At 74.4% G+C, this 22,882-nt stretch carries 18 protein-coding genes; 9 read left to right on the top strand and 9 right to left on the bottom strand.

The window, feature by feature from the left end; translation table 11 throughout:
* Positions 1 to 82: 82 nt before the first annotated feature.
* Positions 83 to 916 (bottom strand): SDR family oxidoreductase, encoded by an 834-nt coding sequence (locus tag ACH4OA_RS00505; protein WP_397966882.1) that lies wholly within the window; start codon positions 914 to 916, stop codon positions 83 to 85.
* A 137-nt stretch (positions 917 to 1,053) separates the two neighbouring features.
* Between ACH4OA_RS00505 and ACH4OA_RS00500 the strand changes: the two genes are divergently transcribed.
* Together ACH4OA_RS00500 and ACH4OA_RS00495 are read left to right on the top strand one after the other, a co-directional pair.
* Positions 1,054 to 1,950, top strand: a complete 897-nt coding sequence (locus tag ACH4OA_RS00500) for a helix-turn-helix transcriptional regulator (RefSeq protein WP_397966881.1) — start codon at positions 1,054 to 1,056, stop codon at positions 1,948 to 1,950.
* A 175-nt stretch (positions 1,951 to 2,125) separates the two neighbouring features.
* Complete coding sequence (locus ACH4OA_RS00495; RefSeq protein ID WP_397945425.1) at positions 2,126 to 2,506, top strand: hypothetical protein; 381 nt, start codon at positions 2,126 to 2,128, stop codon at positions 2,504 to 2,506.
* Between the two features lie 22 nt (positions 2,507 to 2,528).
* On the opposite strand, the gene ACH4OA_RS00490 is transcribed toward ACH4OA_RS00495, so the two are convergent.
* Positions 2,529 to 3,530 carry a Ppx/GppA family phosphatase gene (locus tag ACH4OA_RS00490; RefSeq protein ID WP_397945424.1) on the bottom strand — a complete coding sequence of 334 codons (1,002 nt, stop codon included), beginning with the start codon at positions 3,528 to 3,530 and terminating at the stop codon, positions 2,529 to 2,531.
* 329 nt (positions 3,531 to 3,859) lie between these two features.
* Between ACH4OA_RS00490 and ACH4OA_RS00485 the strand changes: the two genes are divergently transcribed.
* From ACH4OA_RS00485 to ACH4OA_RS00470, 4 genes are all read left to right on the top strand, one after another.
* Entirely contained in the window at positions 3,860 to 5,035 is a 1,176-nt protein-coding gene (locus ACH4OA_RS00485; RefSeq protein ID WP_397945423.1) for an FAD-dependent oxidoreductase, read from the top strand.
* 127 nt (positions 5,036 to 5,162) lie between these two features.
* Entirely contained in the window at positions 5,163 to 7,037 is a 1,875-nt protein-coding gene (locus ACH4OA_RS00480; protein WP_397966878.1) for an RICIN domain-containing protein, read from the top strand.
* Between the two features lie 66 nt (positions 7,038 to 7,103).
* On the top strand, positions 7,104 to 9,644 hold the full coding sequence (locus ACH4OA_RS00475) for a discoidin domain-containing protein (RefSeq protein ID WP_397934854.1): 2,541 nt from the start codon (positions 7,104 to 7,106) through the stop codon (positions 9,642 to 9,644).
* 213 nt (positions 9,645 to 9,857) lie between these two features.
* The gene (locus ACH4OA_RS00470; RefSeq protein WP_397934852.1) at positions 9,858 to 10,208 is read left to right on the top strand and encodes an ANTAR domain-containing protein; all 351 of its coding nucleotides are present in this window, start codon (positions 9,858 to 9,860) and stop codon (positions 10,206 to 10,208) included.
* A gap of 36 nt (positions 10,209 to 10,244) precedes the next feature.
* Here the strand turns inward: ACH4OA_RS00470 and ACH4OA_RS00465 are convergent, their stop codons facing one another.
* Positions 10,245 to 11,408: an amidohydrolase gene (locus ACH4OA_RS00465; protein WP_365881296.1), complete on the bottom strand. Its 1,164-nt coding sequence runs from the start codon at positions 11,406 to 11,408 to the stop codon at positions 10,245 to 10,247.
* 145 nt (positions 11,409 to 11,553) lie between these two features.
* On the opposite strand from ACH4OA_RS00465, the gene ACH4OA_RS00460 reads away from it, so the two are divergent.
* From ACH4OA_RS00460 to ACH4OA_RS00450, 3 genes are all read left to right on the top strand, one after another.
* The gene (locus tag ACH4OA_RS00460; RefSeq protein WP_397934851.1) at positions 11,554 to 13,017 is read left to right on the top strand and encodes an aminotransferase class I/II-fold pyridoxal phosphate-dependent enzyme; all 1,464 of its coding nucleotides are present in this window, start codon (positions 11,554 to 11,556) and stop codon (positions 13,015 to 13,017) included.
* 536 nt (positions 13,018 to 13,553) lie between these two features.
* The gene (locus tag ACH4OA_RS00455; RefSeq protein ID WP_365881293.1) at positions 13,554 to 15,833 is read left to right on the top strand and encodes a catalase; all 2,280 of its coding nucleotides are present in this window, start codon (positions 13,554 to 13,556) and stop codon (positions 15,831 to 15,833) included.
* A gap of 118 nt (positions 15,834 to 15,951) precedes the next feature.
* Positions 15,952 to 16,194, top strand: a complete 243-nt coding sequence (locus ACH4OA_RS00450) for a chaplin (protein WP_365881291.1) — start codon at positions 15,952 to 15,954, stop codon at positions 16,192 to 16,194.
* Positions 16,195 to 16,243: 49 nt separating this feature from the next.
* Here ACH4OA_RS00450 and ACH4OA_RS00445 read toward each other — a convergent pair whose 3' ends face one another.
* The 6 genes from ACH4OA_RS00445 to ACH4OA_RS00420 form a co-directional block, all read right to left on the bottom strand.
* Positions 16,244 to 17,908 (bottom strand): PP2C family protein-serine/threonine phosphatase, encoded by a 1,665-nt coding sequence (locus tag ACH4OA_RS00445; protein WP_397934849.1) that lies wholly within the window; start codon positions 17,906 to 17,908, stop codon positions 16,244 to 16,246.
* Positions 17,892 to 18,944, bottom strand: a complete 1,053-nt coding sequence (locus tag ACH4OA_RS00440) for a SpoIIE family protein phosphatase (RefSeq protein WP_397935631.1) — start codon at positions 18,942 to 18,944, stop codon at positions 17,892 to 17,894. The genes ACH4OA_RS00445 and ACH4OA_RS00440 overlap by 17 nt, the downstream gene beginning before the upstream one ends.
* A 5-nt stretch (positions 18,945 to 18,949) precedes the next feature.
* Positions 18,950 to 19,396 carry an anti-sigma regulatory factor gene (locus ACH4OA_RS00435; protein ID WP_397966876.1) on the bottom strand — a complete coding sequence of 149 codons (447 nt, stop codon included), beginning with the start codon at positions 19,394 to 19,396 and terminating at the stop codon, positions 18,950 to 18,952.
* Positions 19,396 to 19,776, bottom strand: coding sequence for an STAS domain-containing protein (locus ACH4OA_RS00430; RefSeq protein ID WP_397934847.1), 381 nt, complete (start codon positions 19,774 to 19,776; stop codon positions 19,396 to 19,398). Before ACH4OA_RS00430 ends, ACH4OA_RS00435 begins: the two co-directional genes overlap by 1 nt.
* On the bottom strand, positions 19,773 to 20,666 hold the full coding sequence (locus ACH4OA_RS00425) for an STAS domain-containing protein (protein WP_397934845.1): 894 nt from the start codon (positions 20,664 to 20,666) through the stop codon (positions 19,773 to 19,775). Before ACH4OA_RS00425 ends, ACH4OA_RS00430 begins: the two co-directional genes overlap by 4 nt.
* A gap of 765 nt (positions 20,667 to 21,431) precedes the next feature.
* On the bottom strand, positions 21,432 to 22,607 hold the full coding sequence (locus tag ACH4OA_RS00420) for an acyltransferase family protein (RefSeq protein WP_397966874.1): 1,176 nt from the start codon (positions 22,605 to 22,607) through the stop codon (positions 21,432 to 21,434).
* Positions 22,608 to 22,882: the final 275 nt, after the last annotated feature.

Raw genomic sequence — 22,882 nt, 5'->3', positions numbered from 1 at the left:
CGAGCAACTTCACGCACGAAGCCTCGGGGGTGACACAGGTACATGTCAATACCGCGGGGCGGTCACCGCGCCGGCGCGGGGCTCAGACGATGCCGCCGTTGGCGCGGACGACCTGGCCGTTGACCCAGTGGCCGGCCGGCGAGGCGAGGAACGCCACCACCTCGGCGATGTCGGCGGGTGTGCCCAGCCGCTCCAGCGGGGGCTGGGCGGCCAGCCGGGCGACCGTCTCCTCGTCCTTGCCGTCCAGGAACATGTCCGTGGCCGTGGGGCCCGGGGCCACCGCGTTGACGGTGACGTCCCGGCCGCGCAGCTCCCGCGCCAGCACCAGGGTGAGCGCCTCGACCGCGCCCTTGCTCGCGCTGTAGGCGCCGTAGGACGGGAAGGCCAGGCCCACCACGGAGGTGGAGAAGGTGATCAGCGCGCCGCCCGGGCGCAGGGCCCGGGCCGCCTCCCGGGCGACGACGAAGGTGCCGCGGATGTTGACGCGGTGCAGCTCGTCCAGGTCCGCGAGGTCGAGTTCGGCGATCGGCGCGAGCAGCATCCGGCCCGCCGTGTGCACGACGACGTCGACCCCGCCGTACTCGGCCTCCGCGGTCCGGAACAGGGCGGCGACCTGCTGCTCGTCGGCCACGTCGGCGCGGACGGCGACCGCCCGGCCGCCCGCCGCGGTCACCTCCTCGACGGCGGCGCCGGCCGCCTCGTGGTCGCCGGCGTAGCCGACCACCACGGCGTACCCGTCGGCGGCCAGCCGCCGGGCCGTCTCCCGGCCGATGCCGCGCGAGCCGCCGGTGACGACGGCGACGCGGGCGGGGGGCCGCGAACCGGTCGGCCGGGGAGCGGCTTCCGGTGCCGTGGCGGCGGGCTCCTGCGCGGTGGCGGTGGGCTGCTGGGCGGGGGTGGGGTCCTGCGAGGTCATGGTGGGTTCCTGCCGGTCGGAGGGGTGGGCGGTGCCCCTCCAGCGTGGGCCGCGCGCCGGACGCGGACCAGGGTTGTCCGCACCCTGGGGCCGGCAACCCCTGGCTCCGCGGGCGCGCGGGCGTGACCATGGGGAGCGTGAACCATTCGGAGCTGGCCGCATTCCTGAAGTCCCGGCGTGACCGGGTCCGCCCCGCCGACGCCGGTCTGCCCACCGGGCCCCGGCGCCGGGTGCCCGGCCTCAGGCGCGAGGAGGTCGCCCAGCTCGCCGGGCTGTCCGCCGACTACTACACGGAGCTGGAGCGCGGCCGGGGCGCCCAGCCGTCCGGACAGGTGCTGGCCGCGCTCGCCCGCGCCCTCCGGCTGAGCGGCGACGAACGCGACCACCTCTTCCACCTCGCCGAACGCCCGCTCCCGGCCGCCGCGCACGGCCCCGCGGCACATCCGCAGCCCGCCCTGCTCGGCCTGCTGGACCGGCTCACCACCACGCCCGCCCGGATCATCACCGACCTGCACGAAACCCTCGCGCAGAACGCGCTCGCCGTCGCCCTCCTCGGTCCGGCACCGCTCGGACGCGGACTCGACGGCAGCTTCGCGTACCGCTGGTTCACCGACCCGGCCGCCCGCGCCCTGCACCCGGCCGAGGACCATCCGCACCACTCCCGGGTGTTCGCCGCCGACCTCCAGGCGGTAGCCGCCCGGCGCGCCAGGGACGCCGACGTGACCCGGATGGTGGCCGCGCTGCGCCGGCACAGCGAGGAGTTCGCCGCCCTCTGGGAGCAGCGGGACGTCGCCCTGCGCCGCACCGAGCGCAAGCGGATCGTGCATCCCTCGCTCGGCGTCATCGAACTGGACTGCCACAACCTGTTCAGCGAGGACGGCCGGCAGCGCCTGCTGTGGTTCAGCGCCCCGCCCGGCACCGAGGGAGCCGCCCAGTTGGAGCTGCTGTCCGTGATCGGCACCCAGGACCTGGCACCGGGCGGGGACCGGCTGGGAACCGGCCCGGCTGACGGTCCCGCACACCGGCATCGCTGACGGTCCCGCACACCGGCATCGCTGACGGGGCTCTGCTGCATTGGCAGCACGGAAGTCACCGGGTCGGGGGACCGGGACGCCGCCCGGCGGGCCGGGCCTGCCGGCCGGTGTGACGATCACGGCAAGGTGACACGGCGATTCCGGCCGTCACCACAGCCGGTAGGAGGACCCCACGATGAACCTCACTCTCACGCGCCTGTGCGGCGTCGGCGCCGCGGTGGCCACGGGCGCCGCCGCGCTGCTCGGCACCGGCGCCGCTACCGCCGAGGCCGCCGGCCGCGCCCACTGCGACCGCGCCGAACGCCCCATATGGAGTGAAGGGCCCAGCCGTAACCTGACCGCCCGTCACTGCGACGTGCCGGACCAGGACCACCGCTGGTACATCGTCGAGATCGACACCCTCGTACAGCCCCACCACAAGAACGACTACGTGGACGGAGGCGTCGAGCGGACCGGCACCCTGCACGACAAGATCATCAGGTGCCTGGGCTACACCACCGACGAGGACGAGGTGGACTGGTTCGGCTGCGTGCCCCGCCTGCGGGACGCCTCCTGACCGGGTCCCCGGACCCGGTCCGTCAGGCCGGCGGGCTCGCGATGCGCAGGGCCGCCGCCGGGGGCGGTGCCGCACTGCCGGCGGTGGCGTCCGCCCACCAGTCGGCGCCGTCCTCGGCATAGCGCAGCAGCACGCCCTCGCGGATCGCCCAGGGACAGACGACGGCCCGGGGCAGGCCCATCAGCTTCAGCGCGGTGTGCCCCACCACCGCCCCGGCCAGGCTCTGCGCGGCCCGCGGCGCGGAGATGCCGGGCAGCCCGGCCCGCTCCGCCGCGGGCAGCGCGCCGAGCGTGCGCACCGCCTCCGCGAGGTCCCGGCAGGCCAGCTCCCGCTCCACGAACGGACCGTACCGCCCCGGCGCGGCCCCGCACAGCCGGGCCAGCTGCTGGAACGTACGGGAGGTGACGGCGGCGGTGCGCGGGCCCTCCCAGCGGATCCGCGCGGCCACGTCCCGCAGTTCGTGGCGGATACGGCGGCGCAGCACCTTCAGGTCGTCCGCGCCCGGCGGGTCCTGGGCGGCCAGGTGCTCCCGGGTGAGCCGGCCGGCGCCGAGCGGCAGGGACGCGGCGAAGTCGGGCAGCCGGCCCCGCCCGAACGCCACCTCCAGCGAGCCGCCGCCGATGTCCAGCAGCGCGAGCGGGCCCGCCTTCCAGCCCAGCCAGCGGCGGGCCGCCAGGAACGTCAGCTCGGCCTCCGTCTCGCCGGGCAGGGTGCACATGCGGATGCCGGTCCCGGCCGCCACCCGGCGCAGCACCTCGTCGCGGTTCGGAGCGGTGCGGACCACCGTGGTCGCGAACGCCAGCGGGCCCTCCGCGTGCCACTCGCGCGCCGCCGCGCCCGCCGCGTCCACCGCCTTGACCAGACGCTCCACCGCCTCGTCGGTGATCACACCGTCCGCACCGGCCTCCTCGGACAGGCGCAGCTTCCACTTGACGGTGTGCACCGGCAGCGGAACACCGCCTTCCACATCCGCGATCACCAATCGGACCGTGTTCGACCCCGCATCCACCACGCTCACCCGCATGGCCGGGACGTACCCACTTCCCCGGCGATCATCCTTCGCACACGGGGGCGTGCCGGTGCACGGCGGTCACGGAGCGTGTCCCGGGACCGGTCCGCCCGGCCTTGCGACGCGCCCCGGGAGCGGGAGGCGCACGACCCGGGAACGGGCCGACGCCGGTCCGGTGGCAGCCACCGCGCGCACGTCCGCTCACGCCCGCTCACCACGGAGCCTGCCGCCGTCGCCACCGGCCGCCCTGTCCGGATCCCGGCCCCGTCCGGCCGTCGCTGCTGTTGGATGGTCACGCCAGGGGCCGCGCGAGGGGTCCGAGCACTGCCGGGGGAGCGGACGCGATGAGGGTACTGGTCGTCGGCGGCGGGATCGCGGGCACCGCGACCGCCCTGGGGCTGCACAAGGCCGGCTTCGACGTCACCGTCCTGGAGGCCCACCCGGACACGGCGGAGGACATCGGCGCCTTCCTCACCCTGGGAAGCAACGGGATGCGCGCGCTGGCCGAACTGGACGCCACGGACGCCGTCACGGCCGTCGGTTTTCCGCTGACTTCCCTGCGGCTGCTCGACGACCAGGGCACCGAGGTGGCACACACGCCGCTCGGCGAGGCGGACGACCCGGCCCTGCGCTACCGCTGTCTGCGCCGGGGCGCGCTGAACGCGGCCCTCCAGGCCGAGGCGGTCCGGCGGGGCGTCCCGCTGCGCCACGGCGTCCGGCTGGTGTCCGTGGCGCAGGGCCCGGACGGCGTCACCGCCCGCTGCGCCGACGGCACCACCGTCACCGCGGACCTGCTCGTCGGGGCCGACGGACTGCACTCGACCGTGCGCCGCCTGGTGCTGCCGGGCGTCCGGCCGGTGTACGCGGGCCAGCGGGTCTACTACGGCTACACCGCCGCCGCGCCCGGCACCGCGCCCGCACCCGGCCCGGACGGCGCCATCACCATGGTGCGGGGCAGCGCGACCGCCTTCGGGTACGCGGTGTCCCCGGCGGGCGAGACATACTGGTTCGCCCGCGCCGGCGGCGAGCCGCTGCCCACCGGGGCGTCCGCCGGACCGCCCGCCGACCCGCGTGAGCGGCTGCTGGCGCTGCTGCGCGCGGACGCCACGCCCGCCGCCGCGCTGGTCGGGGCGGCCGGCGCGGTCATGGTCACCAACGCCACCGAACTGCCGCTGGGCGCCCCCTGGCACGCCGGGCGGGTCCTGCTCGTCGGCGACGCGGCCCACGCGGCGTCCCCGGCCACCGGCCAGGGCGCCTCGATGGCGCTGGAGGACGCCGTCGTGCTGGCCAAGGCGCTGCGCGACCTGCGGGAGCCGGCGGCCGCGTACGCGGCCTACGAGCGGCACCGCCGGCCCCGGGCCGAGCACAACATCACCGTCAGCGGCGGTCTGTCCCGCGGCACCCGCGCGCCGTCCGGACCGGCTCCCGTCGTGGCCCGCCCGGCCGGACCCGACGAGCGGCTCCTCGCCCAACTGGCCTGGGACACTCCGCTGTCCGCGGTCCCGCCCGAGCCGCGCTGACCCGGGCCGGCCGGGCCGCGGGACGCACGCGAAAGTGCAAGAGGCGCGGCACGGGAGTCCATGGCCGGGGCGCCGCCGGGACCGCATCGTTCCGTGTCACCGGCCCTTCGGCGATGAGGAGTTCTCCGTGCGACTGTCGAGCCGAGCGGGCGGCGCCGTGGCCGCCGCCGTCACCCTGCTCCTGGGCGGCGCCACCCCGTCCCCCGCGCACACCGCGTCGACCGCCGACGCCCGCTACACCGTGACCGTGGGCACCCCGGTCCCGTTCACCCACCCCACCGACACCCCCGCCACGCCGTTCCTCGACCGCGACGGCACCTTCCACTACCAGCAGTCCGCCGCGCTCTACGGCGCCGGCGACCCCCGGGTGTGGGACTTCTACACCGGCGCGGACTTCGACACCGCCGTCTTCGACCGGAGCCTCAGCGAGGCGGCCGACCCGGCCAACCCCGCCGACCGCAACGACGACACCACCTGGCGGTGCGACAACAGCCCCACCGGGCGCGAGGCGACGTACGCCCCGAGCGGCTCGCACTACACGCAGCGCAACTACTGCGACCTGTCCGGAGTGTGGGTCGACCCGGACACCGGCGACTGGTACGGCCTGGTGCACAACGAGTTCACCCCGCAGCCCTTCGGCGACGGACTGCACTACGACGCCATCGACTACGCCGTCTCCACCGACCGGGGCCGCACCTGGACCATCGAGGACCATGTGCTCACCTCGCCGTACAGCACCGGGCGCGGCGACACCACGGCCTTCCCGCACCAGACGTACTCCTACGGCGACGGCGACCAGCGTCTCTTCGTCGACACCGCCTCCGGCTACTTCTACGTCTACTACGGCTCGCGGATCGTCGACAAGGACGGCGGCTGGAAGGCGTTCCACGCCCACGTGGCCCGCGCCCCGATCGCCGCGAAGATGGCCCCGGGCTCCTGGCGCAAGTGGTACGGCGGAAGCTGGTCGCAGCCCGGCACGGGCGGCCGGGAGAGCACCCTCGTCCCGGCCGACGCGAGCCATCCCGCCGGCTACCCGCCCGTCTCCGCCGAGTACGACCCGGCCCGCCCCGGCACCGCCGCCGAGCAGATCGCGGCCGGCGACATGCCCCCGACCTCGCCGCTGTTCCTGCTCAACATCGCCTACGACGCCCACCTCGGCCGGTACATCGGCACCCCGCAGGCCGTCGACCAGAGCGGCGGCGCACCGCAGTACCTGTACGCCACCGACGATCTCGCCACCCAGAAGTGGCGGCTCATCGGAGACACCGGTGACTACACCACCGCCTCCTGGTACCGCTGGTTCCTGGACCCCGTCAGCCGCACCGGCTCGTCCGTCGTCGGCCGGACCTTCCGCGCCTACTGCTCCTTCGGCTGCTCGCACGGCTCCTCGGGCGAGTACGCCGATCTCACCGTCGACTCCGCCGCGCCGGCCGCGCCGCCCGTGGACCCCGGCCGCCGCTACCGCATCGCCGGCGGCACCGGCCGCGTCCTCGCCCAGGAGTCCGGCGGCTTTGCCGTCACCTCCGTGGCACCGTCCGCCGGCTCCGCGCGCGCCGTGTGGTCGTTCGCGCCCACGGGCGACGGCGCCTACACCGTCGTCAACGCGGCGACCGGCCGGCTGCTGGGCGTCGACTCCACGCGGCCGGCCGTGCCTGGGGAGCCCGGCCCACCGCCACCGCGGCCCGGTCCGGGGAACCCGCCGCCGGACAGCAGTGGTTCGTGCTGCCCGCCCCGGCCGACGGCACCCACCGCCTGGTCAACCGCTACAGCGGCCTCGTCCTCGGCCTCTCCGCGACCGCCGGCCGGCGTGCCGAGACCACCCCGGCGCGCACCTGGACCGCCGCCGCGGGCACCCTCGGCGACGGCCGCGGCCCGGCCGAGCAGACCCTGTCCTTCCTGCCGGCCGGAGCCTGACACCGGCCGCCCGGACCCCGCCCCGCCGGCGGGGCAATCGAAGTTCTTCGGTTCCCGAGTCTTGTGGGCCGGTTGGTTCATCACTTAAATCAAAACATGAACTAAGCCGTGGGGTCAGGCATGTGGACCCCGCCCACCTCTGGAGCCGCCCGAAATGAGATGGAGATCCCTGGGTGTCGCGCTGGCCGCAACGGCCGCGCTGACCGCCCTCCCCGCCACCCACCCCTCGGCCACCGCGGCCGAGATCCCCCTGTCCCAGGGCAGGTCGGCCACCGCGTCGTCCCAGGAGAACGCCGGAACCGCCGCCGGCCTCGCCGTCGACGGCGACACTTCCACCCGCTGGGCCTCGGCCGCCACCGACGACCAGTGGGTCCGGGTCGACCTCGGCGCCTCCGCCTCGGTCACCCGCGTGGTCCTCGACTGGGAGGCCGCCTACGCCAAGGACTACAAGGTCCAGATCTCGGCGGACGGGACCGCCTGGACCGACCTGAAGTCCGTCACCGGGTCCGACGGCGGCGCCGACACGCTCGACGTGTCCGGGCACGGCCGCTACGTCCGGATGCTCGGCGTCCACCGGGCCACCCAGTGGGGCTACTCGCTGTGGGAGTTCCAGGTGTTCGGCGGCCTGGACGGCGGCCAGGCCGGCTGCGACACCGCCAACGCCGCCCGGGGCAAGCCCGCCACCGCCTCCTCGGCCGAGAACGCCGGCACGCCCGCCTCCGCCGCCTTCGACGGTGACACCGCCACCCGCTGGTCCAGCCAGGCCACCGACCCGCAGTGGCTCCAGGTCGACCTCGGCGCCGTCCGGGACCTGTGCAAGGTGGACCTGAACTGGGAGGCCGCCTACGCCAGGGACTTCCAGATCCAGGCCTCCGCGGACGGCCAGAGCTGGAGCACCCTCAAGAGCGTCGCCGGCGCGTCCGGCGGCACGGCGTCGTACGACGTCGGCGGGTCCGGCCGGTACGTCCGGATCCTCGGCACCGCCCGCGGCACCGGCTACGGCTACTCGCTGTGGGAGGTCGCCGTGCACACCGGCACCACCGGTGTCCCGCCGGTCCAGGGCGGCGGCGACCTCGGCCCGAACGTCATCGTCGTCGACCCCTCCACCCCGAACCTCCAGCAGAAGTTCGACGACGTCTTCGCCCGGCAGGAGTCCGACCAGTTCGGCACCGGCCGCTACCAGTTCCTGCTCAAGCCCGGCACCTACAACGGCATCAACGCCCAACTCGGCTTCTACACCTCGCTGTCCGGGCTCGGCCTCAACCCCGACGACACCCAGATCAACGGTGACGTCACGGTCGACGCCGGCTGGTTCAACGGCAACGCCACCCAGAACTTCTGGCGTTCGGCGGAGAACTTCGCCCTCACCCCGTCCAACGGCACCGACCGCTGGGCGGTCGCGCAGGCGGCACCTTTCCGCCGCATCCACGTCAAGGGCGGCCTCAACCTCGCCCCGAACGGCTACGGCTGGGCCTCCGGCGGCTACATCGCCGACTCCAAGATCGACGGCACCGTCGGCCCGTACTCCCAGCAGCAGTGGTACACCCGGGACAGCTCCGTCGGCGGCTGGACCAACGGCGTGTGGAACATGACCTTCTCCGGTGTCCAGGGCGCACCGGCCACCAACTTCGACAGCGGCCCGTACACCACCCTGGACACCACCCCGGTCTCCCGCGAGAAGCCGTTCCTCTACCTGGACGGCTCCGCCTACAAGGTGTTCGTCCCGGCCAAGCGCACCAACGCCCGGGGCGTCTCCTGGCCCGCGAACGCGGGCACCTCGCTCCCGCTCGACCAGTTCTACGTCGTCAAGCCGGGCGCCACGGCCGCCACCATCAACGCGGCCCTCGCCCAGGGTCTCAACCTCCTGTTCACCCCCGGCGTCTACCACCTCGACCAGACCATCGACGTCACCCGTCCGAACACCGTCGTCCTCGGCCTCGGCCTCGCCACCCTCGTCCCCGACAACGGCGTCGACGCGATGCACGTCGCCGACGTCGACGGCGTGAAGCTGGCCGGCTTCCTGATCGACGCGGGCTCCGTCAGGTCCGACACGCTCCTGCGGATCGGCACCCCGGGAGCCACCGCCGACCACTCCGCCAACCCGACCACCATGCAGGACGTGTTCGTCCGCATCGGCGGCGCCGGACCGGGTCTCGCCACCGATTCCGTGGTGGTCGACAGCAACAACGTCATCGTCGACCACACCTGGATCTGGCGCGCCGACCACGGCAGCGGCGTCGGCTGGGAGACCAACCGCGCCGACTACGGCCTGCGGGTCAACGGCAACGACGTGCTGGCCACCGGCCTGTTCGTGGAGCACTTCAACAAGTACGACGTCTACTGGAGCGGAGAGCGCGGCCGGACGGTCTTCTTCCAGAACGAGAAGGCGTACGACGCCCCGAACGCCGCCGCCGTCACCCACGACGGCATCGTCGGCTACGCGGCCTACAAGGTCGCCGACTCCGTCACCACCCACGAGGCGTGGGGCCTGGGCAGCTACTGCAACTACACGGCCGATCCGTCGATCGTCCAGGCCCACGGCTTCCAGGTGCCCGCCACCTCCGGAATCAGGATGCACGACCTGCTGGTGATCTCCCTCGGCGGCAAGGGCCAGTACGCGCACGTCGTCAACGGCACCGGCGCACCCACCTCGGGCACCGACACCGTGCCGTCCAAGGTGACGTCCTTCCCGTAGTCCGCCGGTCAGCCGGCCGACAGGGTCTCGTGCGGGGGCCCGGCGGTAGGCGCTCCGGTACAAGGACGCGAAGCGGCCCGGGTGGTGGAAACCCCACCGGGCCGCGACCCGCGTGACCGTGGCCCCGCCGCTTTTTCGCTTTCTGTACGGCCGTATGCCGGATCGTTCGCCGGACGGCTGGCGCCGGGCGGGCATGCCGCGCAAGGTGATCGCATGATCGGACGTGACGAGCAGGCCGACCAGCTGGGAGCACTCCGGGAGGAGGTCGCCCAGCTACGCCGGGCGCTCGGCTCGCACGCCCTGGTCGACCAGGCGATCGGGGTCGTCATCACCATGGCCCGGATGCGCCCGGAGGAGGGCTGGGAGGTCCTCAAGCACATCTCGCAGCACACCAACACCAAACTGCGCGAGGTGGCGCGCTGCGTGGTGGAGTGGCCCGTTCGGGGCACGCTGCCCGAGGCGATCCGCCGGGCGCTGCCCGCCGCGGTGGAACACGTGCGCGCCCGGGCCGCAGCCGACGGCCGCGACGACGAACGCGAGGTCCGCTGCGGCGGCCCGTCCTGACCCTCCTGTCCTTTCCGCCCGGCCCGGCCTCCGCCCTCACGCCTCGGACCGGCGCAGCCCTTCCCAGGCCCGCTCGCGCAGGCCCTCATCCGTCAGCGTGTCCGCCGCCGTGCAGGCCAGCGCCTCCACCACCGCGAGGAGCACCCGGCGGGCCCGGTCCGAGGCCGCCGCCTCGGCGAACTCCGGCGTGTGGTCGGAACCGGCGCCCATGATCGAGACGAACGGATGGATGGCCGGCACCCGGCCGCTGACGTTGCCGATGTCGGACGAGCCGAGGTAGACGCCGGGAGCGGGCGGGGTCAGGGTGATCCCGGCGCGGCCCAGATGACCGGCGAACCGCTCGGACAGCGCCGTGCTGTCCCGGAAGTGCTCGTAGCGCACGCTCGCCCGGTCCACCGTCACGGTCGTGCCGGTCGCCCGCGCCACACCCTCGGCGGCCGTCCGGAGCTGTCCCGCCAGCTCGTCCAGCGCGGTGGTGGTGAGCGCGCGCAGCCCGAACCGGCCCTCCGCGTACTCCGGGACGATGTTCGTGGCCGTGCCGCCGTGCGTGATGATGCCCTGCACGTGGGAGCCCTCCGGCAGCCGCCGGCCGAGCGCCGAGACCACGTTGAACAGCTCGATCAGCGCGGCGAGCGCGTCGACGCCCTCCGTCGGGTTGCCCGTGGGATGCGCGGCCCGGCCCCGGAACGCGACCCGGTACTGCTCCTGCGCGGTCAGCGGCGCCCGCACCCAGTCGTACACCCCCGGATGGAACATCAGCGCCGCGTCCACCCCGTCGAAGACGCCCGCCTCCACCTCCAGCGCCTTCCCGCCGCCTCCCTCCTCGGCGGGCGTGCCCACCGCGAGGACCGTGCCCGGCGCACCGTCCCGCACGGCGTCCACCACCAGGGCCGCCCCGAGGCCGGCCGCCGCGATCAGGTTGTGCCCGCAGGCGTGGCCGAGCCCGGGCAGCGCGTCGTACTCCAGCGGGAACGCCACCACCGGCCGGCCGTGGCCCGAGCGGGCCGTGAACGCCGTCGGCAGCCCCGCCGCCTCGCGCCGCACCGTGAACCCCGCGCCCTCCAGCTCACCCGTGAGCAGCGCCGCCGCCCGGTGCTCGGCGAACGCGGTCTCCGGGTCGGCGTGCAGCGTCGACGCCACGGCCCACAGCGCGTCGGCGCGCCGCGCGACCTCCTCGCGGATCCGGTCGTACAGGGACACGAGAACCTCCTGCGGGTACGGCGGAACGGGTGGGTGCGCCCGCCGGGTTCCACCCGAACGGCCCTGTGACACCGGCCCACCGGGTTTGGGCCGCCCGGCCGGTGCAACACGGAGGATGCGGAACCGACCGGCTCAGGAGGCTTGCATGGACCACTCACGCGTACCCGTTCTGGAGGCTCTGCAGGAGTTCCGGCGGCGAGGGGACGTGGCGTACGGGCCTCCCGGGCACAAGCAGGGCCGCGGCGCCGACCCGCGGGTGGCCGAGATCGTCGGACTGGACGTCTTCCGCTCCGACGTGCTGAGCCTCAACGGGCTGGACGACCGCCGCCAGTCCCAGGGCGTGCTCCAGCAGGCGCAGGAGCTGATGGCGGACGCGGTCGGCGCCGAGCAGGCCTTCTTCTCCACCTGCGGCAGCTCCCTGTCCGTGCGGACCGCGATGTGCGCGGTCGCCGGCCCGGGCGAGAAGCTGCTGCTGTCCCGCAACGCGCACAAGTCGGTCATCGCCGCGGTGATCATCAATGGAGTGGAACCCATCTGGGTGCACCCCAAGTTCGACGGCGAACGGCACATGGCCCATCCGCCGGAGGCCGACGACGTGCGCGCCCGGCTGCGGGAACACCCGGACGCCAAGGGCATGCTGCTGATCACGCCCACCGACTGGGGCACCTGCGCCGACGTGCGCGCGGTGGCCGACGCCTGCCACGCGTCCGACGTGCCGCTGATCGTGGACGAGGCCTGGGGCGCCCACCTGCCCTTCCACCCGGACCTTCCGGTGTGGGGCATGAACGCGGACGCCGACCTGGTCGTCACCAGCGTCCACAAGATGGGCGGCGCCATCGAGCAGAGTTCGGTCTTCCACCTCCAGCACGACCGGGTCTCGCCCGACGTGCTCAAACAGCGCGAGGACCTGCTCGGCACCACCAGCGCCTCCAGCCTGGTGTACGCGACCCTGGACGGCTGGCGGCGGCAGATGGTCGAGCAGGGCCACGGCCTCCTGGACGCCGCCCTGCACCGCGCCGAGCGCATCCGGGCCCGGCTGCGGGAGCTGTCCGGGCTGCGGGTGATGGGCGGCGAGATCATCGAGGAGGGACTGGCCGCCGAGTACGACCCGCTGAAGATCGTCGTCGACGTGCGGGACCTCGGCATCAGCGGCATGCAGGCGGCGGAGTGGCTGCGCACCCACTGCCACATCGACGTGGGCGGCTCGGACAGCTGCCGGATCAGCGCCTCCATCACCTACGCCGACGACGACGAGACCGAGAAGCTGCTGGTGGAGTCGGTGCACTCGCTGGTGGAGCGGGCGGACACCATCGAGCGGCAGCCCGCCGTGCACCTGCCCGCGCCCGGCGTCCTCGAACTGGAACAGGCCGTCCTGCCCCGCGACGCCTTCTTCGGCCCCGCCGAACAGGTGCCCGCCGACCAGGCCGTGGGCCGGATCGCCGCCGAGACGATCAGCCCCTATCCGCCGGGCGTCCCGGTCGTGGCGCCGGGCGAGGTGATCACCGCGGAGGTCGTCGACTACCTGCGCAGCGGTGTCGCCCACGGCTTCCTCATCCCGGACGCGGCGGACCCCGCCCTGGACAGCTTCCGCGTCGTGGCCCGCCCGTGACACCGGCCGGACCCGTACGCCCCTGACCGGCCGGCCGAGGACTCGTCACCGGTCCGCTGACCGACCGGCCGCAGGCCCGTCGCCGGCCCCGCACCGAACTGCGCCGGCTCCCGTCTGCGCCTAGGGTGACCAGTGCGGGCGGCCGGATCACGGTCCGCCCCGGGTCACGGCGCCGGCCCTGCCGAGGCACACGCCCTCGGCGGGAGGCGGTGCCTGGCCCTGCCGGTGGTCCCCGGGTCCGGGCCGACGCGTCCGGCGGGCCTGCCGTCCCGGCAACTTGATGGGAGACGGCCCGACTTCACCCCGACCGGGAACTCCCCGAGGTTCCCGGTTTCGGACGCTCCCGCCCGGGGACCCCGGTACGGGGCCGCCACCGACCCCTTCCATCCGCATCTCATCCGTATCCCACCCGCATCCGGCCCGGCCGGCGCCATGGCGCCCGCGCCAGCTCCCCGGCGTCGCCACCGCGCACCCGGCGGCCGCCCGTGCCTGCCGGACCCACCCGCACCCGTGACCAGCGAAGGACTGCATCACCGATGAGCGAGACGAACCCCCTGAAGCGCGCCGCGGACAAGGTGGCGGACGCCCTCCAAGGCGGACCCGCGGGCCCGGAGGACGGCATCCCGGGCAAGCCCGCGCCGCAGTCCCCGACCGTCGCCGAACCGACCGAGCCCCGTGAGCCGCTGCCGCCCAAGCCCGACCAGACCGGCCCGGACACCGTCTCCCCGACCGGCCAGCCGACCGGCGCCGACCAGGCCCGGATGGCGCAGAGCGGCAGCTATCTGACCACCGCCCAGGGCGCCCGGCTCCCCGACACCGACCACTCCCTCAAGGCCGGACCCCGCGGCCCGGTGCTCCTCCAGGACCACCACCTGCGGGAGAAGGTGATGCACTTCGACCACGAGCGCATCCCGGAGCGCGTGGTCCACGCCCGCGGCGCCGGAGCGCACGGCGTCTTCCGCAGCTACGGCACCGCGGCGAACGTGACGAAGGCGGCGTTCCTCGCCGAGGACGTCGAGACCCCGGTGTTCGTCCGCTTCTCCACCGTGCTCGGCTCCCGGGGCTCCGCCGACACCGTCCGCGACACCCGGGGCTTCGCGACGAAGTTCTACACCAGCGAGGGCGTCTTCGACCTGGTCGGCAACAACATCCCGGTCTTCTTCATCCAGGACGCCATCAAGTTCCCGGACGTCATCCACGCCGGCAAGCCGCACCCCGACCGGGAGATCCCGCAGGCGCAGAGCGCCCACGACACCTTCTGGGACTTCGTCACCCTGCACACCGAGGCCGCCCACCACACCCTGTGGAACATGTCCGACCGCGGCATCCCGCGCTCGTACCGGACGATGGAGGGCTTCGGCGTCCACACCTTCCGCCTGGTCAACGAGGCCGGCGAGACGACGCTCGTGAAGTTCCACTGGAAGCCGAAGCTGGGCGTGCACTCCCTGGTGTGGGAGGAGGCGCAGATCATCAACGGCGTCGACCCCGACTTCCACCGCCGGGACCTCGCCGACGCCATCGAGGCGGGCGCCTACCCGCAGTGGGAGTTCGGCATCCAGACCTTCCCCGACACGCCCGACCAGACCTTCGAGGGCATCGACCTGCTGGACCCGACCAACATCGTCCCCGAGGAACTGGCGCCCGTGCAGCCGATCGGGCTGCTCACCCTGGACCGCAACCCGTCCAACTTCTTCGCCGAGACCGAACAGGTCGCCTTCCACGTCGGCCACCTCGTCCCCGGCATCGACATCACCGACGACCCGCTGCTCGCCGGCCGGCTCTTCTCCTACCTGGACACGCAGATCACCCGGCTGGGCGGCCCCAACTTCCCGCAGCTCCCGATCAACCGGCCGCACGCACCCGTCAACGACATGCTCCGCGACGGCTTCCACCAGACGGCCGTACACCGGGGCGTGGCACCCTACCGGCCCAACTCCCTCGACGGCGGCTGCCCCTTCACCGCGGGCGCCGACCTGGGCGCCTTCGTCGAGACACCCGTGCGCGTCCCCGAGGCGACCAAGGTCCGCGAGGCACCCGAGTCGTTCAGCGACCACTTCAGCCAGCCGCGCCGGTTCTGGCTGAGCATGAGCCCGCCCGAGCGCGAGCACATCATCGCCGCCTACACCTTCGAGCTCGGCAAGTGCTACGAGCAGGCCATCCGGGAGCGGGCCTTGCAGGTCCTGGCGAACATCGACCCGGAGCTGTGCGCGGGCGTCGCCGCCGGCCTCGGCCTGCCCGCGCCCGAGCCCACCGTGCCCCTCGCCGACGTCGAGCCCAGCCCCGCGCTCTCCCAGATCGGGCAGACCTGGCCCACCGACGGTCGGATCATCGGCATCCTCACCGGGCCCGACGGCGACCTGGACGGCGTACGCGCCGTACGCCAGGAAGTGCTCGACGGCGGCATGGTCCCGCTGGTCATCGCACCGGCCGGCGGCACCCTCGGTGACGGCGCCGACCCGGTGACCGTCCAGCGGACCTACGCCACCGCGCGCTCCGTGGAGTTCGACGCCATCCTGGTGGCCGGCACACCCGGGATCGGCGCCGACGCCTACGGCGCCCGGGACGCCAAGGCCGGCCAGCCCGGCGGCCACGGCGCCGCGCCCGACCCGCGCGTGGGACTGCTGCTGCAAGAGGCGTACCGGCACGGCAAGGCCATCGGCGCCGCCAAGGGCGGAGAAGCCGCGCTGGAAGCGGCCGGCATCCCGCTCGACGCGCCCGGCGTGCTCGTCGGCGACACCGCGACCACCGTGCTCGGGCAGCTCACCGGGCTGCTCGCCGCTCACCGCGTCTGGGAACGCTTCCCGTCCGCCGCCTGACCCGCGGACCCGGCGGAGATCCGGGCGAGGGCCTGCCCGAACGGCGTACCAGGAGAGGCGAACGGCACACCTCACGGGATGTGATGAAGGCGTCCCAATGCCAACCGTGAGGAAGAACATGCGTCTTCGCAGCTTCGCCACCACGACCGTACTCGCGGGCGCCCTCGCCCTGACCGGCGCCACCGCCGCCGTCGCCGACTCGGACCCGGGCACGACCGGCGTCGCGGTGGGCAGCCCGGGCGTCCTGTCCGGCAACGTCGTCCAGGTGCCGATCGAGATCCAGGCCAACGTGTGCGGCAACAGCATCAACATCGTGGGGCTGCTGAACCCGGCCTTCGGCAACTACTGCCTCAACAAGTGACGCCCCGCCCTGTGCCGGCCTCCGCGACCGGAGGCCGGCGCACGGCTGGTCAGCCCCGCGCGGTGCGGCAGAGCAACAGACAGATGTCGTCGTCGTGTTCGGAGTCGTGCAGCATCGGCTTGAGCAGCGCGTCCGCCGCCGCGTCCAGATCCGTCAGATCCGCTCTGCCGAGGTCGCCCATCGCCCGGGCCAGCCGGTCGATGCCCGCGTCGATCCCGGCGGACCGCCGCTCCACCAGGCCGTCCGTGTACAGCGCGAGCGTGGAGCCCGCAGGCAACTCCACGGCGTGCTCCTCGTATTCGTACGGCAGCGGAACCCCGAGCATGATGCCCGGCTTCTCCTCCAGCACCCGCACCTCGCCGCCGGGACCGCGGGCGACGGCCGGCGGATGGCCCGCGGCGGCCCACACCACGTCCGGCTCGCCGGGCGTGAACCGGGCGATCGCGCAGGTCGCGTACAGCTCCGGCTGCTGGTGGCGGAGCATCCGGTGCAGCAGGGTGAGGATCCGCGCCGGGCCGTTGCCCTCGACGGCGTAGGCACGCAGCGCGGTGCGCAACTGGCCCATGATCACCGCCGCGCGCAGCCCGTGCCCCGTGACGTCGCCTATCACCGCCAGCACACTGCCGTCCGGCTGGGAGAAGGCGTCGTACCAGTCACCGCCGATGTTCAGGCCGCGCGTCGCCGGCAGATAGCGCGCGGCCAGCGCGAGGTCCGAGGTGTGGGGCAGGTCGGTCAGCTGGGCTCGCTGCAACGCCTCGGCGACATCCCGGTGCTGCTCGTACTGGCGGGCGTTGTCCAGGGCGGTACCCGCGCGCCGGGCCAGTTCCAGCAGCATCACGGTGGTGTCCGGGTCGAAGTGGTCGCCCGGCGCGACCAGCGTCAGCACGCCCTGCACGGTGCGCGCGCCCAGTGGCAGGCACAGCAGCGGCCGGTCCGGGGAGATCGCCGAGGCGGGCAGGTCGTCCACGCCGGGCAGCCCGCCGGGGCGGGGTCCCGCGTGCTGGGGCCGGCCGGTGCGCGCCGCCGTCACCGTGGCCGCCACCCGCTCGCCCGGGGTCCGCTCGTCGTCCATCAGCCAGACGTCGACGTGCCGGGCGTACCGCGGGACCAGCAGCCGGGGCAGCCGGCGCAGGATGTCCTCGTGATCCAGGGAGGCGTTGAGGGTCGCGCTCGCGTCGGCCAGGAAGGTCAGCAGCCGGCGTGCCTTCTCCGCCTCGGCGCGCGCCGCCCGCTCGGCGTCCAGCAGATCGCGCTGCGCCAGCGCCGCCGCCTCCAGCTCGGCGTGCAGCGCCAGCACACCCTGGTTGGTCTGGTGCAGCTCCTCCCGGTGGAACCCGAGCAGCTCCTCCGTCTCCGCCAGACTGGTCAGCAGCGCGGCGGTGTCCTCGTCGGCCTCCAGCAGTGCCTCGGCGAGCGAGACCTCGTCCGGGCGGGGCAGCGGGCCGGGCACGGGAGCCGGGCAGCGGAGCGTGTGCCGCCAGGGCTCCGGGCCGTCCACGGCGACCCGCAGCTCCCCGTCCGCGCCGGCGGCCACGGCCACTTCCGTACCGCCCGCGGCCAGGCCGTGCCGCAGCCGGGCGCCGAGCGCGCCGAGGAACCGGGCGCGGTCCAGCGCGGGCACCCCGGCGTCCGCGGTCAGCCGCGCCAGCACGGCGCGGACGCGGGCCGCGTCCGCGGCGGAGGCGAGGGTCCAGGTCTCAGAAGCGGCTGTCATGGGTGCGGGTCCGGCGGTCGGGGGCCAGTACGGCCACGGTGGTGTCGTCGCGTACGGGGCGGGCGGGGCTGCCCGCGTCGCGCAGGATGGCCGCGGCCACCACCGAGGGATCGTGGGCGAGCAGCCCGGAGTCCTCCGGCGGTGTCCACCGGCTGGGCAGTCCGTCGCTGTACAGGACGAGCAGACTGTCCCGCCGCCACGGCAGCCGGCGCACCGGAACCTGCGCCGGGAAGTACGCCCCGACGATCCCCGGGTGCGCGACCAGCGAGGACCACGACTCCCCGGTACGCACCCGCCCGCCCACGTTGCCGACCCCGGCGACACTCAGTTCCGCCCGGTCCGTGTCCACCTGGGCCACCGTCACCGCCGCACCCCGGGTGGGCCGCAGCGCCGTGTGCAGCCGGCGCAGGATCTCCTCGGGCGGCAGATGCGCGGCGCGGCGCAGCTCCCGCACCGCCGCGGTAGAGGCGTGCGCCGCCTTCGGGCCGTGCCCGAGACCGTCCGCGAGCAGCATCGTCAGCGTCCCTCCCGAACGCGCCCAGCCCCAGGCGTCACCGGAGTCCCCGGCCTGCCCGAGGGCCACCGTGATCCCGCCCGCGGGCAACTGGGCCGTGGGCGCCCCGCGTCCGGCGGGCTCCGGGTCGATCCGGGCCGTCGCCACCGTGCCCCGGCCCGGCCTGCTGAACAGGTGGAAGGCGTTGGCGCTGCGCAGACAGCTACCCAGCCCCGCGCCGAGGGAGCCGTCGGCGGTGGAGTAGCCGTCGCGCAGCGCGGCGCCCACGTCGGGGATGCCCGGCCCCTGGTCGAGCGAGAACAACTGCACCGACGTGCCGCCCGCGCCGTCCGGCGGCTCCACCAGGTTCACCACCATGCGCCCGCCGTCGGCGTGCCTGAGCAGATTGGTGGCCAGCTCGGTGGCGACCAGCTCGGCCGCCGCCGTACGCGCCGGAGCGAGCCCCGACTCACCGCACGCCTCGCGCGCCGCGATCCGGGCGTCCCGGACCCGGGTGGAGTCGTGCACCGGGACCTCCCACACCCGGCTCATCCCACCCCCGGACGCGACCCGGGCACCTGGCTCACCCAGGATGCGGCCGTCACCGTCGTGCCCCGGCCGGGCTCGGTGTCCACACTGAACTCGTGCACCAGCCGTTTCGCTCCGCTCAGTCCGAGGCCGAGACCGCCACCGGAGGTGTACCCGTCGGTCATGGCCAGTTGAAGATCGCGGATGCCAGGACCGCTGTCGATGAAGGACATGCGCAGGCCCCGGTTGCGCCCGTCGTCCAGCGGAGTGATCTCCACCCGGCCGCCACCACCGTGCACCAGCGTGTTCCGGGCCAGCTCACTCGCCGCCGTCACCAGCTTCGTCTGCTGCACCAGGCCGAATCCGAGCGCCGCCGCGCACTGCCGCACATGCTGCCGTACCCAGGCCAGGTCCGCGTCCGACCCGATGGGCAGGCTCGTCGCGGTCACCTGGCCGGACGTCTGCATCAGCTCCCCCTCTGGGAGAGGAGTTCCATGGCACGGTCGACATCCAGGGCGGTGACCAGGCCGGGCAGGGTCAGACCCAGCTCGACCAGGGTGATCGCCACGGCGGGCCGCATCCCGGCGAGGACGGTACGGGCCGCCAGCAGCCGGGCCGTGGAGGCGATCTCCGCGAGCACCCGGCCGAGGAACGAGTCGACCATGTCCACACCGGAGATGTCGATCACCACACCGGTCACCCGGTGGGTGGCGATCCGGTTGGTGATGTCGTGCTGCAACTGCTCGGCCATGCCGTCGTGCAGCTCGCCCTGCAAGGAGACGAGCAGGATGTCACCCAGGGCGAGCACCGGGATCTGGGTCGAGTGGCCGGGGAAGGGCTGGCTCACCGGGCGCTCACAGCCGCGTCCGAACGGGACACCTCGATGCCCTGCTTGCCCAGCGCGTAGGCCAGCGCGTCGGACAGCGAGGCCCGGGTGAGGACCGAGCCCAGGTCGATGCCGAGCTGCACGATGGTCTGCGCGATGGCCGGGCGGATGCCGGAGACGATGCACTCCGCGCCCATCAGCCGGGCCGCGGCCACCGTCTTCATCAGGTGCTGCGCGACCAGCGAGTCGACCGTCGGCACACCGGTGATGTCCAGGATGGCGTACCGGGCGCGCTGGTCGACGATCGCCTCCAGCAGCGACTCCATCACCCCCTGGGCCCGCGCGCTGTCCAGCGTCCCGATCAGCGGGACGGCGACCGTGCCCTCCCACAGCTTGATGACCGGCGTGGCCACCTCCAGCAGCTGCTGGCGCTGCCGCTCGATCAGCTCCGTGTTCGCGTCGAGCGCCGTCTCCAGCACCACCAGGCGCAGCGTGCCCAGCAGCAGGGTCAGCGCCAGCACGCACTCCTGGGCCTGCGGGGCCGCGGGATCGGGGAACTCGTCGCGCAGCAGCTCGATCACGGGGGCGCGCAGCGCGGCCACCTCGTCGGCGATCTGGGCCGGGGTGGACCCGGTGCGGGCCCGGGACTGGGTCATCCGCCCCAACTGGTCGCGCACCGGCGCGTAGCCGGGCGCCCTGGTGTCCTCCAGGCGTCCGCTGACGGCCACCTCCGACAGGGCGTCCACCACGGCCTTGCACGCCTCGACCGCCTCGTCGCGGGAGACGGTGAAGACCGAGCGGAACAAGGGGGCGTCGGCCCAGCGCTGGGCGATCTGTTCCTTGCGCTGTTCCAGGAAGGAACTCACCACTTGCGGTGCCGACGGGGCCGCGTCCTGCTCGGGCACTGTCATCCTCTCCTCTCGCGCAGCCAGGTGCGCTGGTGGACCGGCTCTCCCGAGCCGATCATTGCCGACCGCCCACCGTAGCTCTCGGTGTCGGGGCCTTCAAAACCCGCTCCCGTCAGCGTTTTCTCCGGCGTGACCGGGCCGGCCGAGGGGCGGTCCCGGGACGGCCGGCCGGGCACCCGGCGCGGTCCGGAGGGCCGGCCGAGCCGTGCGGCGGGTACGGCGGAGGGGGCCGGGGACAGCCGGTGCGGTGCGGCGGTCACGGCCGGCGCGGTGGCGCGGCCGGCGGCCGGCGGGCACCGGTCTGCGGCTGCCGGGGCGTACGTCCCGGGCGACAGGACGTGCTCCGGACGGCTCGGGAGGCGCCCGGGCAGGGGCCGGCGTGGCGCGGTGCGCCGGTGGGCAGGGGAGGGGGACCGGCCGGTGGCCGGCCACCCGCTCGCCCCGTGCTGTCTTCCGCGCACGCTGCTCGGCTCCTTAGATGCGTGAGTGCGGCCGGCCCGGCGGAACACGCCGCCGGCCCGGTGTCGGCAGGCGCCTACCCCGAAATCCGCGAGACTCTCCTCGATGTTGCGGACGTCACTCGCGTGTACGCGGGACGGCTCGGCCGGAACGCCGGGCCGCCCGTGCTTCCGCGCGCGGAAACCCGTGCTGACCAGGGCGCCTACGCTTCCGTCGCAGCCGGCCGCCGCTTGTCGCCGCCCGTCGCACCCGGTGGCCGCTCGTCGCCTCCTGTCGCCTCCTGTCGCCGTCTGTCGCAGTCGGTGGCCGTCAGTCGGGTACCTGGGCCGGGGCCTCCCGACGGGCCGGAAGCGGATCCGTCGGCGCGGGCGGCCGGCGGCGGTAGAGCAGCAGCCGGCGCGCCGGACGCTCCACCCCCTCGTACAGGGCCCAGGACAAGGCGAGCGACACGGCGAACGCGGCGGCGCTCACCGCCAGCCCCGGCAGCACGCCGAACCGCGGCTTCGGGCCCAGCACGGTGGCCGCCGCGCGCAGCACCAGCAGATGGACCATGTAGAAGGCGAACGACAGCTCCCCGAGCCGCACCATCCGCCGGCGCCGCCACAGGGACGGCAGCCCGCGCAGGTCCGCGACCGCCGCCGCGGGGATGAGCAGGGCGAACCCGGCGAGGGTGCACACGGTGGCCGAGTAGCCCGGGGTCACCTGCGGGACCAGGAAGTACCCGATGACGGCCAGGGCGAGCGACGCCTCAAGGCCGGGCCCACGCCAGCGGCCGAGCAGCACCAGCCGCGCGGTCACCGCGCCGAGCACGAACTCGGGCAGCCGCGCGGCGGGGAACGAGTACACCGAGTGCGTCCACCAGTGATGGGCGTCGGCCCAGGCCAGCACGGGGACCGCGACCGCCGCCAGCCCGCCGAGCAGGACCGAGCCGCGCGCCCCGAGCCGCCGCAGCAGCAGGTACAGCAGCGGGAAGGCGGCGTAGAAGAACGCCTCGCACGCCAGGGACCAGCTCACCGGGTTCAGCGTCTGCCACCACGGCCGCCACCAGGAGTGCAGCAGCAGCGCGTTCGCCAGGGCCTGCTTCGGCGTGGGCCGCGCCTGGTGCGTCAGCGCGGACGCCAGGAGGAAGGCGCCGGCCAGGGTGACCAGGTGCACCGGGTAGATCCGCGCGATCCGCCGTCGCCAGAAGGCGAGCACGCGGTCCCGGGGCCGCGCCGACCAGGTCAGGACGAATCCCGACAGGAGGAAGAAGAAGGACACTCCGCTGGCGCCGGCGCCGAAACCCCAGGCGACGAGGCGGCCGCCGGTGCCGCCGAACCAGGCGAAGTTGTGCACGTGCAGTCCGAACACCAGCAGCGCCGCCATCCAGCGCAGTCCGGTGAGCGAGGGCAGCGAGGGCGCGGCGGCCGGTGCGGGGGGTCCGGCGGCCGTCGCGCCGGTCCGTGCGGGCGGCGTCCGGGGCGTCCGGGTCGTCGCCGTGGTCATCGCATCACCTGCCGCAGGGAAATCGCGTGGGGCATGAACGGGTACGTTGCCCGTCCGCCCCCCGCGCCTCACGCCGCCCGGCGAACATCACACTGCTGCCGGACGAGGACCGGCACGGATGCCCCGTACGGCGGACCGGGTATGCCCGCTCGGGTGAGGGCGGTCCCGCGGTGTGGGCGGCTCCCGCGGTGCGGGGCGCGGAGTGCGGCCGCCGCGCAGCAGCACGTCCGCGCCCCGGCCGGCATGGCGAAGGGCCGGCCCGTGTGGTGGAAGGG

The sequence above is a fragment of the Streptomyces sp. NPDC017095 genome (assembly GCF_044332325.1).
Lineage (GTDB): Bacteria > Actinomycetota > Actinomycetes > Streptomycetales > Streptomycetaceae > Streptomyces.
The sequence above is the reverse complement of the archived record's forward strand: the minus strand, read 5'-3'. Positions and strand labels throughout refer to the sequence as shown.